The organism is Tabrizicola sp. BL-A-41-H6 (assembly GCF_050632395.1).
Classification (GTDB): domain Bacteria; phylum Pseudomonadota; class Alphaproteobacteria; order Rhodobacterales; family Rhodobacteraceae; genus JAUYQR01.
Window position 1 is genome coordinate 2,920,942 of record NZ_CP192600.1, and the last position, 13,917, is coordinate 2,934,858.

At 63.8% G+C, this 13,917-nt stretch carries 15 protein-coding genes; 9 read left to right on the forward strand and 6 right to left on the reverse strand.

The window, feature by feature from the left end; genetic code table 11:
• The first annotated feature begins 104 nt into the window (after positions 1-104).
• Positions 105-1,028: an EamA family transporter RarD gene (rarD, locus tag ACROUL_RS14250; protein ID WP_431300126.1), complete on the forward strand. Its 924-nt coding sequence runs from the start codon at positions 105-107 to the stop codon at positions 1,026-1,028.
• On the opposite strand, the gene ACROUL_RS14255 is transcribed toward rarD, so the two are convergent.
• Entirely contained in the window at positions 946-2,139 is a 1,194-nt protein-coding gene (locus tag ACROUL_RS14255) for an anhydro-N-acetylmuramic acid kinase (protein WP_431300127.1), read from the reverse strand. The two genes, rarD and ACROUL_RS14255, sit on opposite strands and share 83 nt — an antisense overlap.
• Before the next feature lie 57 nt (positions 2,140-2,196).
• Here ACROUL_RS14255 and tyrS point away from each other — a divergent pair, with 57 nt between their 5' ends.
• Both tyrS and ACROUL_RS14265 read left to right on the forward strand, forming a co-directional pair.
• On the forward strand, positions 2,197-3,447 hold the full coding sequence (gene tyrS, locus ACROUL_RS14260) for a tyrosine--tRNA ligase (protein WP_431300128.1): 1,251 nt from the start codon (positions 2,197-2,199) through the stop codon (positions 3,445-3,447).
• Between the two features lie 77 nt (positions 3,448-3,524).
• Positions 3,525-4,004, forward strand: a complete 480-nt coding sequence (locus ACROUL_RS14265) for a pyridoxamine 5'-phosphate oxidase family protein (RefSeq protein WP_431300129.1) — start codon at positions 3,525-3,527, stop codon at positions 4,002-4,004.
• A gap of 27 nt (positions 4,005-4,031) precedes the next feature.
• Here ACROUL_RS14265 and ACROUL_RS14270 read toward each other — a convergent pair whose 3' ends face one another.
• Entirely contained in the window at positions 4,032-4,595 is a 564-nt protein-coding gene (locus tag ACROUL_RS14270) for a peptidylprolyl isomerase (RefSeq protein WP_431300130.1), read from the reverse strand.
• Entirely contained in the window at positions 4,585-5,094 is a 510-nt protein-coding gene (locus ACROUL_RS14275; RefSeq protein WP_431300131.1) for a peptidylprolyl isomerase, read from the reverse strand. Before ACROUL_RS14275 ends, ACROUL_RS14270 begins: the two co-directional genes overlap by 11 nt.
• Positions 5,095-5,228: 134 nt before the next feature.
• On the opposite strand from ACROUL_RS14275, the gene ACROUL_RS14280 reads away from it, so the two are divergent.
• The 6 genes from ACROUL_RS14280 to ACROUL_RS14305 all read left to right on the forward strand — a co-directional run bounded on the left by ACROUL_RS14280 (position 5,229) and on the right by ACROUL_RS14305 (position 11,608).
• On the forward strand, positions 5,229-6,419 hold the full coding sequence (locus ACROUL_RS14280) for a phosphoglycerate kinase (protein WP_431300132.1): 1,191 nt from the start codon (positions 5,229-5,231) through the stop codon (positions 6,417-6,419).
• A 52-nt stretch (positions 6,420-6,471) separates the two neighbouring features.
• A complete protein-coding gene (locus ACROUL_RS14285; RefSeq protein ID WP_431300133.1) occupies positions 6,472-7,362 on the forward strand; it encodes a fructose bisphosphate aldolase in 891 nt (296 codons plus the stop codon).
• Between the two features lie 112 nt (positions 7,363-7,474).
• Positions 7,475-7,789 carry an FtsB family cell division protein gene (locus tag ACROUL_RS14290; protein WP_305570621.1) on the forward strand — a complete coding sequence of 105 codons (315 nt, stop codon included), beginning with the start codon at positions 7,475-7,477 and terminating at the stop codon, positions 7,787-7,789.
• A gap of 126 nt (positions 7,790-7,915) precedes the next feature.
• The gene (gene pdhA, locus ACROUL_RS14295; RefSeq protein WP_431300134.1) at positions 7,916-8,902 is read left to right on the forward strand and encodes a pyruvate dehydrogenase (acetyl-transferring) E1 component subunit alpha; all 987 of its coding nucleotides are present in this window, start codon (positions 7,916-7,918) and stop codon (positions 8,900-8,902) included.
• 12 nt (positions 8,903-8,914) lie between these two features.
• A complete protein-coding gene (locus ACROUL_RS14300) occupies positions 8,915-10,285 on the forward strand; it encodes a pyruvate dehydrogenase complex E1 component subunit beta (RefSeq protein ID WP_431300135.1) in 1,371 nt (456 codons plus the stop codon).
• A gap of 9 nt (positions 10,286-10,294) precedes the next feature.
• The gene (locus ACROUL_RS14305) at positions 10,295-11,608 is read left to right on the forward strand and encodes a pyruvate dehydrogenase complex dihydrolipoamide acetyltransferase (RefSeq protein WP_431300136.1); all 1,314 of its coding nucleotides are present in this window, start codon (positions 10,295-10,297) and stop codon (positions 11,606-11,608) included.
• 89 nt (positions 11,609-11,697) lie between these two features.
• Here ACROUL_RS14305 and ACROUL_RS14310 read toward each other — a convergent pair whose 3' ends face one another.
• From ACROUL_RS14310 to ACROUL_RS14320, 3 genes are read right to left on the reverse strand one after another with little or no spacing between them, the layout of a single operon-like run.
• On the reverse strand, positions 11,698-12,336 hold the full coding sequence (locus tag ACROUL_RS14310) for a CDP-alcohol phosphatidyltransferase family protein (RefSeq protein ID WP_431300137.1): 639 nt from the start codon (positions 12,334-12,336) through the stop codon (positions 11,698-11,700).
• Positions 12,333-13,274: a phosphatidate cytidylyltransferase gene (locus ACROUL_RS14315; protein ID WP_431300138.1), complete on the reverse strand. Its 942-nt coding sequence runs from the start codon at positions 13,272-13,274 to the stop codon at positions 12,333-12,335. Before ACROUL_RS14315 ends, ACROUL_RS14310 begins: the two co-directional genes overlap by 4 nt.
• Complete coding sequence (locus tag ACROUL_RS14320) at positions 13,271-13,915, reverse strand: lysophospholipid acyltransferase family protein (protein WP_431300139.1); 645 nt, start codon at positions 13,913-13,915, stop codon at positions 13,271-13,273. Before ACROUL_RS14320 ends, ACROUL_RS14315 begins: the two co-directional genes overlap by 4 nt.
• Positions 13,916-13,917 lie beyond the last annotated feature (2 nt).

Consider the following 13,917-nt stretch of genomic DNA (forward strand, 5'->3'; position numbering starts at 1 on the left):
CTTGTGGGTCGTCGGCGCGGGCAGGCCCGTTTGGCTTGGGGCGATTGTGCGGGGCACAAGTTTCGGGTGGCCTAGGCCAAGCTGGGCGGGGTAGTCAGGGCCGCATGAGCGAGACCCCTGCCCCTTTGGCCCCCCAGATGAACCCGAAGAACGAAGACTCGATGAGTGGGTTCTTCTTTGCGTTGACAGCCTATCTGCTGTGGGGGTTCCTGCCGATCTACATGAAGGCGATGGCGCATATCGCGCCGGTTGAGGTCATTGCGCATCGAGTGGTGTGGTCGGTGCCGATTGCGCTGGCGGTGATTGCGGTCCTTGGGCGGACTGCGGAGTTGCGGGCGGCGCTGCGCAGCCCACGGATGCTGGCGATGGGCGCGCTGACGGCGGCGCTGATTTCGGTGAACTGGGGCATCTATGTCTGGGCCATCGGGTCGGGTCATGCCCTGGATGCGGCGCTGGGGTATTACATCAACCCCCTCTTCTCGATCTTTCTTGGCGCGGTCTTGCTGAGGGAACGGATCCGGCCTGCGCAGGGCGTGGCGATTGCATTGGCGGCGGTGGCGGTGGCGGTGCTGACATGGGACGCGGGGCGGTTGCCAGTGGTGGCGCTGGGGCTGACGCTGTCGTGGGGGTTCTATGCGTTCTTGAAGAAATGGCTTCCGATCGGGCCGAACCAGGGCTTCACGTTGGAAGTGTTGATCCTGTTGCCGCTGGCCTTGGCCTATATCGGCTGGCTGAGCGTGGCGGGGGGCGGGCATTTCATGACTGGCGTCGGCTGGGACACGGCGCTGTTGTTCGGCTGCGGGCTGGTCACGGCGGGGCCGCTGATGATTTATGCCAATGGCGCCAAGCGGTTGCGGCTGTCGACCATCGCGATCATGCAGTACATCGCGCCGACGATGATCTTCCTGACGGCGGTGTTTCTGTTCGACGAGCCGTTCAGCGCGGTCAAGATGGCGGCGTTTGCGCTGATCTGGGCGGCTCTGGTAATTTATACGCTGTCAATGCTGCAGGGCCGCCGGGAGGCGTGACCGAGGTTTGCGAGAGTGGCGGGCGCGAAACCTGGCCACCGCCGACGAAAGCGGGAACGCCGGTGGTGCCGGGGGCCGATGTCGGGAGTTTCGCAAGGACGCGCACGGCGAGGTAGGCGAAGGCCTGCGCCTCCAGCATGTCGCCGTTGAGACCGACGGATTCCACGGGCTCTACCGGGCAGGCGAAGCGAAGCGCAAGTTCGGCCATCAGGGTGGGGTTGTGGCGGCCACCGCCGGTGACGAGGAGGCGGGTGATGGGTGCCGGGAAGTGGCGCGCGCCTGCGGCCACGGCGGCGGCGGCGGCAGCGGTGAGGGTGGCTGCGGCATCGGCGTCCGAGAGGTTAGCGACGGCGGCCGAGAGGCTGGCAAAATCGTTGCGGTCCAGTGACTTTGGCGGGGTTTTTGAGAAATAGGATGAAGCGAGGAAGGCGGTGATGATAGCGTCGTCCGCAATGCCTTTGTTTGCGAGTGCGCCGGCTTCGTCTTGCGCCAGTCCGAGGCGGGTGTGCATGAGGTCGTTGATCGGAGCGTTGGCAGGGCCGGTGTCGAAGGCGAGAAGCGCGCCGGGGGTGTCGGGGCCTGGGGCGGTGGGATCGACCCAGGTGAGGTTGCCGACACCGCCGAGGTTGAGGAATGCGATTGGGGCGGTGGCCCCGATGTGGCGGGCGCAGGCGTAGTGGAAGAACGGGGCAAGGGGCGCGCCCTGCCCGCCCAAAGCGACGTCGGACGAGCGGAAATCCCAGACCGTGGTCACACCGAGGATTTCGGACAGAAGCGCACCATTGCCGCATTGGTGGGTGCCGCGACCGGCGGGATCATGTGCGAGGGTCTGGCCGTGAAAGCCCAGCACATCGGCCCCCTCAAACCGGGAGAGAAGTTCGGCATGGGCGGTCTCCACCACCTCGGCGGCGGCGGCAACGGCGGGGTCGCCGGGCCATTGGCCGAGGGCGGCGCGGATCGTGGAACGCTCGGCGTCAGTATACGGGCGGTAGGCGTGTGGGCCGAAGGCGAGGATCTGGTGGCCATCGGTCTGGAGCATCGCAGCATCAACCCCGTCAAGCGAGGTGCCGGACATTGCGCCCAAGGCCCAAAGCACGCCCTCTTTCCGCATCTTCCCTTGGCCCCCGTGCAAAGCTATACCCTGCCCACCTTAAAGCACGGGTGCCCCATGACCTACCATCCGAAATCCGAATTCCTGCGCGTGATGTTCGAGCGCGGCTATGTGGCCGATTGCACGGATTATCAGGCGCTGGACGAGGCTTTGGTCAAGGGCGTGCTGCCGGGATACATCGGGTTCGATGCCACCGCGACGTCGTTGCATGTGGGTAGCCTGATCCAGATCATGATGCTGCGCTGGCTGCAAATGACGGGTGGCAAACCGATCGTTCTGATGGGCGGCGGGACAACGAAGATCGGCGATCCGTCATTCCGCGCCGAGGAGCGGCCTTTGCTGACGGATGCGCAGATCGGGCAGAACATTGAGGGCATCAAGCGGGCGTTTTCGCCCTATGTGCGCTTTGGCGAGGCGGCCAGCGACGCGGTGATGGTGAACAACGCCGAATGGCTGGACGCGCTGAACTACATCGGATTTTTGCGCGATATCGGGCGGCATTTCAGCGTGAACCGGATGCTTTCGTTCGAGAGCGTGAAGTCGCGGCTGGACCGTGAGCAGTCGCTCAGCTTCCTTGAGTTCAACTACATGATCCTGCAAGCCTATGATTTCCTTGAGTTGAACCGCCGCTATGGCTGCTTGTTGCAGATGGGCGGGTCGGACCAGTGGGGCAACATCGTCAACGGTGTCGATCTGACGCGGCGGGTGATCGGTGGCGAGGTGTTCGGGCTGACCTCGCATCTGCTGACCACAAGCGACGGGCGCAAGATGGGCAAGACGGCGCAGGGCGCGGTCTGGCTGAACGGCAATCTGACCAGCCCCTACGAATTTTGGCAGTTCTGGCGCAATACGACGGATGCGGACGTGGGGCGGTTCCTGAAGCTGTATAGCGAATTGCCGCTGGACGAATGCAACCGGCTGGGCGCGCTTGGCGGGTCGGAGATCAATGCGGCCAAGATCGTGCTGGCGAATGCGGTGACGACGCTTTTGCACGGAGCGGAAGCGGCGGCAGCGGCAGAGGCCACGGCGCGCGAGGTGTTCGAAAAGGGCGGGATCGGGGACGATCTGCCGACCGTGCGGGTCACGCCGGCAGAGTTGGCCGATGGCGTTGGCATAGTGCAACTGTTCGTGCGGGCGGGGCTGGCGGGCAGCGGCAAGGACGCCAAGCGGCTGATTTCCGAAGGCGGGGCGCGGCTGAACGACGATTTGGTGACCGATGCCGCGATGCGGCTGGGGGCTGGAGATCTGGTCGAGCCGGTGAAGCTGACGGCGGGCAAGAAGCGGCACGCGCTGGTGGTCTTGGACTGAGCCTTTGAGCGGCGGCGGGGGAACCCTTCGCCGAGCCGGATCGTTTTCTGTTTCGTAACTGAAACGGAGGACCACGGATGCCGACACCGGATGAGCTGGAAGCGAAACTTTGGGCGGGTATACGCTCGGAGATGACGGTGATGCTGGGGACGGAAAGCGACCACGCCCCTGCCCGGCCAATGACCGCGATCGTCGATGGCGACGAAGATCGCGGGCCGTTGTGGTTTTTCACCAGCCAGGACAGCGAGTTGATGCGCGCGGGAGGCGGGCCTGCCACGGCGATGTATGTGGCCAAGGGACATGACCTGTTCGCGCGGATCGAAGGCGTCCTGCGCGAGGATACGGACCCGGCGATGATCGACCGACTGTGGAACCCCTTTGTCGCGGCCTGGTATGACGGCAAGGACGACCCGGACATCGCGCTGATGCGGATGGATCTGGACAGCGCGGAGATCTGGGAGAACGCCTCGTCGCTGATCGCGGGGATCAAGTCGCTGTTCGGGCGCAAGCCACAACAGGACTACAAGGACAAGGTGGCGCAAGTGCCGCTGGAGTGAAAAAGGGGGCCTTGCGGCCCCCTTTTGTTACGGCTGGACGGTAACTTTGGTCATCACGTCGGGGGTTGCGGGCGGTTCGCCGCGCTGGATGGCATCGACCACCTCCATCCCCGAAATGACCCGACCGACGACGGTGTATTGACCGTCAAGGAAATCGCCCGGAGCGAACATGATGAAGAACTGGCTGTTGGCCGAGTTCGGGTCTTGGCTGCGGGCCATGCCGACGATGCCGCGCTGGAACGAGATGTCCGAAAACTCGGCCGGGAGGTCGGGCTTGTCGGAGCCGCCCATGCCAGCCATCGAAAGATCGCCGCCCGCCTTGCCGTTCGCGACATCGCCGGTCTGCGCCATGAAGCCGTCGATGACCCGGTGGAACACCACGTTGTCATAGGCGCCTTCGGTGGCGAGCGCGGTGATTTGCGCCACGTGCTGCGGCGCTTTGTCAGCCAGCAGGTCGATGACGACGGTGCCGTTGGCGGTGCCTGCAACCTCGATCACGAGGTTTGGGCCGGGGCCGTCGGTCACTTCTTGTGCGGCGGCGGGAAGGCTGAGTGCGGCGAAGGCGGCCGCGAGGACAAGGTTACGCGACATCGGCGGCCACCCGGACAGTGATCATGCGGTCGGGGTTTGCTGGCGGTTCGCCGCGTGTGATCTTGTCAACATGTTCCATGCCCGAAATCACGCGGCCGTAGACGGTGTACTGGCCGTTCAGGAAGTGGTTGTTCGAGAAGTTGATGAAGAACTGGCTGTTGGCCGAGTTCGGATTCTGCGACCGGGCGGCGCCGATCGTGCCACGGTCATGCGGAAGCTTCGAAAACTCGGCCGGCAGATCGGGATGATCCGAGCCGCCCGTGCCAGCGCGGCGCAGGTTGAAGTTCTGTTCCATGTTGCCGTTTGCCACATCGCCGGTCTGGGCCATGAAGCCGTCGATGACGCGGTGGAAGCAGACGTTGTCATAGGCCTTGGCGCGGGCCAGTGCCTTCATGCGTTCGGTGTGCTTCGGGGCCACGTCGGCCAGAAGCTCGATCACCACTTCGCCGTCTTTCAGCGTGAGGATGATGGTGTTTTCGGGGTCTTTGATCTCGGCCATGCGGCACCTCCGGGTTTCATTGCGCGCGGACCGTAATGGCGGGTTCCGGCCAAGGGAAGGGCAAACCGTCGTGATCGGTTGACGGGGCCGTGATATGCGCGGCAAAAGCGAAGTGGATTTAGAGGAGTGATGCGATGCCCTGGAACACGCTGGATGACATGGACCTGAGCGGCAAGACCGTGCTGACCCGCGTGGACATCAACGTGCCGATGGAGGCGGGCGTGGTCAGCGACATGACCCGGATCGACAAGATCAAGCCGACGGTGGAGGCGATTATCGCCAAGGGCGGCAAGGTCGTGTTGCTGGCGCATTTCGACCGCCCGAAAGGCAAGGTCGTGCCGGAGATGAGCCTTGGGCATCTGGTGGGGGCGCTGTCGGCGTCGCTGGGGCGCAAGGTGATCTTTGCTGCGGATTGCGTGGGCGATGCGGCGGCGAAGGCGATTGCCGGGGCGGGCAAGGGCGAAATCGTGCTGCTGGAAAACACCCGCTTCAAGCCGGGCGAGGAGAAGAACGATCCGGCCTTGGCGGCAGAGATGGCGTCGTTGGGCGATGTTTACGTGAACGACGCGTTTTCGGCGGCGCACCGGGCGCATGCCTCGACTGAGGGGCTGGCGCGGTTGTTGCCGGCGGCAGCGGGACGGTTGATGGAGGCGGAGTTGAAGGCGCTGGAAGCGGCCTTGGGTACGCCAGAGCGGCCTGTGGTGGCAGTGGTGGGCGGGGCCAAGGTTTCGACGAAGATCGAGCTTCTGGCTAACCTTGTGACCAAGGTGGACCATCTGGTGATCGGTGGCGGGATGGCGAACACCTTCCTTGTGGCAGAGGGGATCGAGGTCGGCAAATCGCTGGCCGAACGCGAGATGGCCGAAACCGCGCGGGAAATCCACCGCAAGGCGCAGAAGGCGGGCTGTGCGATCCACCTGCCCGTCGACGTGGTGGTGGCGCGCGAGTTCAAGGCTGGCGCGGAAAGCCATGTGGTCGGCGTGCGCGATTGCCCGATGGACGCGATGATTTTGGATGCTGGCCCGAAGACGGTGGCATCGATCGAGGCGGTGTTTGCGGGGGCGAAGACGCTGATCTGGAACGGGCCGCTTGGTGCCTTCGAGATCACGCCGTTCGATGCGGCGACCAATGCGGCGGCCAAGGCGGCGGCGCGGCTGACGCGTGAGGGCAAGCTGATTTCCGTGGCGGGGGGCGGTGACACGGTGGCCGCGCTGAACCAGGCCGGGGCGGCGGAGGATTTCACCTTTATCTCCACCGCCGGGGGCGCGTTTTTGGAGTGGATGGAGGGCAAGGAATTGCCCGGAGTCGCTGCGCTGATGGGTTGAGGCGCCCCCCGCGCCGGGCTACTTCTTTGGGAACATCATTTTGGAGACGGACATGGCACAGGCTGAGATGACCGAACAGGTTCGCAACGGCAAAGGCTTCATCGCGGCACTGGACCAGTCGGGCGGATCGACGCCAAAGGCGTTGAAGCTGTATGGCGTGGACGAAAACCAGTATTCCGGCGAAGCGGCGATGTATGACATGATCCACGCGATGCGGCGGCGGATCATCAAGTCGCCCGCGTTCAGCGGCGACAAGGTGGTCGGCGCGATCCTGTTCGAGCAGACGATGGACCGCGATATCGACGGCGTGCCGACGGCGGAGTTTCTGTGGAAGCATCGCCATGTCGTGCCGTTCCTGAAGATCGACAAGGGGCTGGAAGCCGAGGCTGACGGGGTGCAGCTGATGAAGCCAATGCCGGGGCTGGACGCGCTTTTGGCGCGGGCGGTGAAGGCGGGGATCTTCGGCACCAAGGAGCGGTCGGTGGTGAATGCAGCCAACCGCAAGGGGATTGCTGCCATTGTCGCCCAGCAGTTCGACGTCGGTCGTCAGGTGGCGGCACATGGGCTGATGCCGATTCTTGAGCCGGAGGTCACGATCTCGATCGCCGACAAAGAAAAGGCCGAGGCGATGTTGCAGGAGGAGATCCTGCTGGCGCTGGATCACCTGCCCGAGGGGCAACAGGTGATGCTGAAGCTGTCGTTGCCGACGGTGGCGAATTTCTACAAGCCCTTGGTGACGCATCCGAAGGTTTTGAAGGTGGTGGCGCTGTCGGGCGGGCATTCGCGTGCCGCGGCGAACGAGATTCTGGCGCAGAACCACGGGATCATCGCAAGCTTCAGCCGCGCGCTGACCGAAGGGCTTTCGGCGCAGCAGTCGGACGCGGAGTTTGACGCGGCATTGGGGGATGCCATCGACAGCATCTACCGCGCCTCGATCACCTGAGGGCTGGCGGTCAACACATTGAGTCCTGTGCGTTTTCGGGATTCACAAAGGCCTGACGTTATGCGATGATTCGGCCATGCCCCCGATCAAGAGGGGCGCTGGGGCTACGGGCATGACGATTTCGCAGACGCGGGCGCAGACACGGCAGGGCGTGGGCGGGCTGATCTATTTCGCCCTCGCCTTCATGCTGGGGGCCTATTTTACCTTTGCCGCCGTTCAGGGCGATTATGGCCTGTTCCGCCGAGTGGAAATTACCGCCGAAGCGCAGGTGCTGACCGAAGAGCGCGACCGTCTGGCCGCCGATCTGGCGGAAATGACCAATCTTACCCGGCGCTTGTCGGATGCCTTTCTGGATCTTGACTTGTTGGACCAGCAGGCCCGCGACATTCTGGGCTATCTGCGCACCGACGAAATCGTCATCCGCTGAAATCCTGCGCCACGCGCTGCGCTGACCTTGCGTGGCAACCCCGCGCCCTGTGACTTGTTTCGCGCTGTGTTTTCCGTTACAGTGGCGATAGTTTAATATTGAACTATCTTGCCCGGGAGGATGCCGATGGCCAAGAAGCCAGCCGAAAGGCCGAACGTCTCGAAAGACGAGCTTTTGCAATATTACCGCGACATGCTGCTGATCCGCCGCTTCGAGGAGAAGGCCGGTCAGCTGTATGGCATGGGCCTGATCGGCGGGTTCTGCCACCTGTATATCGGACAGGAAGCGGTGGTCGTGGGCCTTGAGGCTGCGACCAAGGAAGGGGACAAGCGCGTCACCAGTTACCGCGACCACGGGCATATGCTGGCCTGCGGCATGGACCCCAAGGGCGTGATGGCCGAGTTGACCGGGCGTATTGGAGGCTACTCCAAGGGCAAGGGCGGCTCGATGCACATGTTCTCGAAGGAAAAGCATTTCTACGGCGGGCACGGGATTGTTGGCGCTCAGGTGCCGCTGGGCGCAGGTTTGGCCTTTGCGGACAAGTATCTGGGCAATGACAATGTGACCTTCACCTATTTCGGTGACGGAGCCGCGAACCAGGGCCAGGTCTACGAGACCTACAATATGGCCGAGCTTTGGGCGCTGCCGGTGATCTTCGTGATCGAAAACAACGGCTATGCGATGGGCACATCCGTCAAGCGGTCGACAAAGTCCACCACCTATTTCGGTCGCGGCATTGCTTACGGGATTCCGGGCGAGCAGGTCGACGGGATGGACGTGCTGGCGGTGAAAGCCGCGGGCGAGAAGGCCGTGGCGCACTGCCGGGCCGGGAACGGGCCGTATATCCTTGAGATGATGACCTATCGCTACCGCGGCCATTCGATGTCGGATCCGGCGAAATACCGGACGCGCGAAGAGGTGGAGAAGATGCGGTCGGAAAAGGACGCGATCGAACATGTGCGCGACCTGCTGCTGCAGGCGGGCCTTGCGTCGGACGAAGACCTGAAGGCCATCGACAAGGACATCAAGGCGATCGTCAACGAGAGCGCCGAGTTTGCCAAAGACAGCCCGGAGCCTCCGCTGGAGGAACTCTGGACCGATATCTACGCCTGAGGGGGACAACACATGGCAACCGAAGTATTGATGCCCGCGCTGTCGCCCACAATGGAAGAGGGCACGCTGGCGAAATGGATGGTCAAGGAGGGCGATGTGGTCAAATCCGGCCAGATCATCGCCGAGATCGAGACCGACAAGGCCACGATGGAATTCGAGGCGGTGGATGAAGGCACGGTGGGCAAGATTCTCGTCGCCGAAGGCACGGCAGGGGTGAAGGTGAACACGCCGATCATGGTGCTGGTCGAGGCGGGGGAAACCGTATCGGACGCGCCGAAGCCTGCGGCTGTGGCAGCGGTGGCGGTGCAGAAGCCTGTCGCGGCAGCGGCAGCGGCCCCTTCAGCGCCGGCGATGCCGAAGGCGGCTTCGGGCTGGCCACATTCCGACCTGCCGGAAGGGCCGACCAAAACCATGACGGTGCGCGAGGCGTTGCGCGAAGCGATGGCCGAGGAAATGCGCGCCGACCCGACCGTGTTCCTGATGGGCGAAGAGGTGGGCGAGTATCAGGGCGCCTACAAGATTTCCCAGGGGTTGCTGGACGAGTTCGGGGCGAAACGCGTGGTCGACACGCCGATCACCGAGATGGGCTTTGCCGGGATTGCCACGGGGGCGTCGTGGGGCGGGCTGAAGCCGATCGTGGAATTCATGACGTTCAACTTCGCCATGCAGGCGATGGACCATATCATCAACTCGGCGGCGAAGACGCTGTACATGTCGGGCGGCCAGATGGGCAGCCCAATGGTGTTCCGTGGCCCGAACGGCGCTGCGGCGCGCGTCGGCGCCCAACATAGCCAAGATTATGCGGCATGGTTTGCCGCGATTCCGGGCTTGCGGGTTTGCATGCCGTATTCGGCCGCTGATGCGAAAGGTTTGCTGAAAACCGCCATTCGTGACCCTAACCCGGTGGTGTTCCTTGAGAACGAGATCCTTTACGGGCGCAGCTTCGAGGTGCCGACCGATCCGGATTTCGCGGTGCCGTTCGGCAAGGCGTCGATTTTGCGCGACGGAAGCGATGTGACCATCGTGTCGTTCGGGATTGGCCTGACCTATTCGCTGCAGGCGGCGGAAGAGCTGGCGAAGGAAGGCATTTCGGCCGAGGTCATCAACCTGCGCACGCTGCGCCCGATCGACTATGACACGGTGCTGGCAAGCGTGATGAAGACCAACCGCTGCGTGACCGTGGAGGAAGGTTTCCCGGTCGGGGCCATCGGCAACCATATCGGCGCGGTCGTGATGCAGCGGGCGTTCGATTATCTGGATGCGCCGGTGATCAATTGCACCGGGAAAGACGTGCCGATGCCCTATGCGGCCAACCTTGAAAAGCTGGCGTTGACGACCACCGCCGAGGTGATCGCCGCTGTCAAATCCGTCTGCTACCGGTGAGGTGAAGCAATGGCTGTAGAAATCCTGATGCCCGCGCTGTCCCCCACGATGGAGGAAGGCACGCTGGCGAAATGGCTGGTCAAGGAGGGGGATGCGGTCAAATCCGGCCAGATCCTGGCCGAGATCGAGACCGACAAGGCGACGATGGAGTTCGAGGCGGTCGATGAGGGGATCGTCGGGAAGCTGCTGGTTGCCGAAGGCACGGCGGGGGTGAAGGTCAACACGCCCATCGCGGTTATGGTCGAGGAAGGGGAAAGCGTCAGCGCGGCCCCTGCCCCGGCGAAAACGGCTGCGCCGGTGGCTGCTATGGCTGTAGCGGCTGCACCGGTCGTGGCGGCGGCGCCTGCGCCTGCGGCCACTTCGGCCCCTGTGGCGGCTGGCGGCGCGCGGGTGTTCGCCTCGCCTCTGGCGCGGCGGATCGCGGCGGAAAAGGGGTTGGATCTGACCAAGGTCGCCGGGTCTGGCCCGCATGGTCGCATCGTGAAAGCGGATGTCGAAGACGCGAAGCCTGCGGCGGCTCCGGTCGCGGCGGCGGCCCCTGCAGCAGCGGCCCCTGCCCCGGCGAAACCGGCTGCTGCCGGGATGCCGACCGGAATGTCTGCGGAAACCGTGATGAAGATGTATGCCGACCGGCAGTTCGAGGAAATTCCTCTGGACGGGATGCGCCGGACGATTGCGGCGCGGCTGACCGAGGCAAAGCAGACCATCCCACATTTCTACCTGCGGCGCGAGGTACGGCTGGATGCGCTGATGGCGTTCCGCGAGACCTTGAACAAGCAGCTTGAAGCGCGGGGCGTGAAGCTGTCGGTCAACGACTTCATCATCAAGGCCTGTGCGGCGGCGTTGCAGGCTGTGCCGAACGCAAATGCGGTTTGGGCGGGTGACCGGATGCTGCGGCTGAAACCGTCTGATGTGGCGGTTGCGGTGGCGGTGGAGGGCGGGCTTTTCACGCCGGTCCTGCGCGATGCCGACAAGAAGTCGCTTTCGACGCTGTCGGCGGAAATGAAGGATCTGGCGGCGCGGGCGAAGTCGAAGAAGCTGGCGCCACATGAATATCAGGGCGGGTCGTTTGCGATTTCCAACCTTGGGATGATGGGGATCGAGAACTTCGACGCGGTGATCAACCCGCCGCATGGGTCGATCCTGGCGGTTGGCGCGGGCGTCAAGAAGCCCGTGGTTCTGGCGGATGGCACGATCGGCGTGGCGACGGTGATGTCGATGACCCTGTCGGTCGACCACCGGGTGATCGACGGCGCCTTGGGAGCCGAGTTCCTGAAGGCGGTGATCGAGGGCCTGGAAAACCCGATGGCGCTTCTGGCGTGACCAAAGGCAGCGGGGGGCATGCGCCGCCCCCCGCACCCCAAGCGGGATATTTGCCGAAGGGGAAGCGGGGCCTTGGTCCCGCTTGTTTGTTAGCGGGCATGCAATCGGGCGATCAGGGTGCGTGACCGGCTGAGGATGGTGAGAGCGGTGCCGGCCGCGATGATCCAGAGGGTGACGGCAAGCGTCCAGCCCGGTGTGTAGAATGCCGCGATGACGGTGCCGGTGGTAAGCCCCGCCATGCGCTGAGGTTTGGCCATCGGGCCGGAGAAATCGGCCGGGAAGCCCTCGGCGCGGCCAAGTTCGCGCAGGTAGGCGGTGGCGATGGCGAGGGCCGCGGCGAGAAGGCCCAGCGCGGGGTTGCCGGCGGCAATCCCCGCCCCGCCGAGGAGGAGGAGGTCGGAGATCCGGTCCGGCGCTTCGTTCCAGAACGGGCCATCCTTGGTGCCCTGCCCGCCTTCGACGGCAACCAGTCCGTCGATCAGGTTGCACACCAGCCGTGCCTGGCAGGCTGCGGCGGCAAGGATCAGCATCAGCCATTGCAGGAAGCCGGAACCAATGAGCGACAAAGCATAGCAGGCAGCGCCAAGTGCGGCGAAAGCGATGGAAAGCTGCGAGATCCGGTTGGGGGTGAGGCCACGCGCGACGGCCCTGACCGCAATCGCCTTTGCCCAAGCGGAGTTGCGCGAGGTCAGGGGGCGGCGGGATGGCGGTTCGGCGCGGTCTGTCATGTCACGGACCAGCCGTAGCGAGTGATGTGAAAGAAAATCGGTGCCGCGAAGATCACGCTGTCGAGCCGGTCGATGAACCCGCCATGCCCGGCAATCAGGTGACCCCAGTCCTTGACCCCCCGGTCACGCTTGATCGCCGACATGACGAGGCCGCCGAAAAAGCCCATCAGCGTCAGCAGAAGGCACATCCCCATCGCCTGCAGCATGGTAAAGGGCGTCATCCACCAAAGGAGCGTGCCGACGGCTGTGGCGGTAAGCGAGCCGCCGATAAACCCCTCCCACGTTTTGGAGGGCGACAGGGTGGGCGCAATCCGCGTGCGGCCGATCAGCTTGCCCCAGACGTATTGCATCACGTCTGAAAGCTGCACGATGAAGATCAGGTAGGCGATGAGAATGACGTTTCGGCCTTCGAAACCTGGGATCTGCAGCGAAAGGATCGCGGGGACATGGCTGACGCAGAAGACACAGATCATCATCGCCCATTGCGTTTCGGAAACGCGGACAAGGAAATCCTTGGGGTTGCCGCGCAAGGCCGACAGGACCGGCAGCAAGAGGAAGACGTAGACCGGGATGAACACGGAATAGAGCCCGTACCAGTCAGTCAGCACCAGGTAATACTGGAACGGCAGGACCAGAAAGAAGCAGGCGACCAGTGACCAGTGATCTTCGCGCGAGTGGGTGGTCAGGGTGAGAAATTCGCGCAGGGCCGCGAAGGAGCAGAGCGCGAAAAGCAGGATCACGCCGGTGCGCCCTGCGAGGAACGCAATTGCGAGCAGGATCACCATCACCCACCACGCATTGGTGCGCGCGATCAGGTTGTCGATCATCGGGTTGGGCGCATCGCCGAGCCGCAGCCGCAAAAGCGCACCGATGATCGAGGCGACCAGCAGGATCATCACGACGCCCGATAGCAGCCAGATCAGGTGAGGGCTGGTCATGATGCCGCGGTGCCCAATGCAAGAAGCGCCTCGGAGGCACGGGCGAGGAAGGCATCCTTTGTCTCGCCCTCACTGATCCGCAGGGGCGCGCCGAAGGTGAGGGTGCAGATCAGGGGAACCGGAATGACTTCTCCCTTCGGCATGACCTTGTTCAGGTTGGCGATCCAGACGGGCACAAGATCTACCGATGGTCGGCTGCGGGCAAGGTGGAACAATCCAGACTTGAACGGAAGCAGCCGTTCGTCCGAGACGTTGCGCTTGCCTTCTGGAAACAGGATCAACGACGCCCCCTGATCCAGCGCAGCAACCATCTGCTCAACCGGGTCGGTGGTGCGGGCCTCTGGGCGGCGGTCGATCAGGACGGCGTTGAAGACGTCGCGCCCGATGAACGCTCGCAAAGGGGAGGTAAGCCAATAATCCAGCGCGGCCACGGGACGCGTGTCGCGGCGCAGCGGGGCTGGCAGGACCGTCCAGATCAGGACGAAGTCGCCGTTGGAACTATGGTTGGCATAGTAGACGCGCAGTCCGCGTTCTGGGGCAATCCCCTGCCAGATGGCGCGGGGCGCGGTAATGAATCGGGCAAACAGCGAAATCGCCTCGCCGATCGCCTGCGCGGCCAAGGAGCGACCGCTGACGCTCACCG

What these genes read in the sequence shown, in the direction of transcription:
- tyrS (WP_431300128.1), top strand. Translation starts at nt 2,197, where the DNA reads ATGACCTACCATCCGAAATCCGAATTCCTGCGCGTGATGTTCGAGCGC.
- ACROUL_RS14265 (WP_431300129.1), top strand. Translation starts at nt 3,525, where the DNA reads ATGCCGACACCGGATGAGCTGGAAGCGAAACTTTGGGCGGGTATACGC.
- ACROUL_RS14290 (WP_305570621.1), top strand. Translation starts at nt 7,475, where the DNA reads ATGACGATTTCGCAGACGCGGGCGCAGACACGGCAGGGCGTGGGCGGG.
- rarD (WP_431300126.1), top strand. Translation starts at nt 105, where the DNA reads ATGAGCGAGACCCCTGCCCCTTTGGCCCCCCAGATGAACCCGAAGAAC.
- ACROUL_RS14305 (WP_431300136.1), top strand. Translation starts at nt 10,295, where the DNA reads ATGGCTGTAGAAATCCTGATGCCCGCGCTGTCCCCCACGATGGAGGAA.
- ACROUL_RS14270 (WP_431300130.1), bottom strand. Translation starts at nt 4,595, where the DNA reads ATGTCGCGTAACCTTGTCCTCGCGGCCGCCTTCGCCGCACTCAGCCTT.
- ACROUL_RS14275 (WP_431300131.1), bottom strand. Translation starts at nt 5,094, where the DNA reads ATGGCCGAGATCAAAGACCCCGAAAACACCATCATCCTCACGCTGAAA.
- ACROUL_RS14280 (WP_431300132.1), top strand. Translation starts at nt 5,229, where the DNA reads ATGCCCTGGAACACGCTGGATGACATGGACCTGAGCGGCAAGACCGTG.
- ACROUL_RS14315 (WP_431300138.1), bottom strand. Translation starts at nt 13,274, where the DNA reads ATGACCAGCCCTCACCTGATCTGGCTGCTATCGGGCGTCGTGATGATC.
- ACROUL_RS14310 (WP_431300137.1), bottom strand. Translation starts at nt 12,336, where the DNA reads ATGACAGACCGCGCCGAACCGCCATCCCGCCGCCCCCTGACCTCGCGC.
- ACROUL_RS14300 (WP_431300135.1), top strand. Translation starts at nt 8,915, where the DNA reads ATGGCAACCGAAGTATTGATGCCCGCGCTGTCGCCCACAATGGAAGAG.
- ACROUL_RS14255 (WP_431300127.1), bottom strand. Translation starts at nt 2,139, where the DNA reads ATGCGGAAAGAGGGCGTGCTTTGGGCCTTGGGCGCAATGTCCGGCACC.
- ACROUL_RS14285 (WP_431300133.1), top strand. Translation starts at nt 6,472, where the DNA reads ATGGCACAGGCTGAGATGACCGAACAGGTTCGCAACGGCAAAGGCTTC.
- pdhA (WP_431300134.1), top strand. Translation starts at nt 7,916, where the DNA reads ATGGCCAAGAAGCCAGCCGAAAGGCCGAACGTCTCGAAAGACGAGCTT.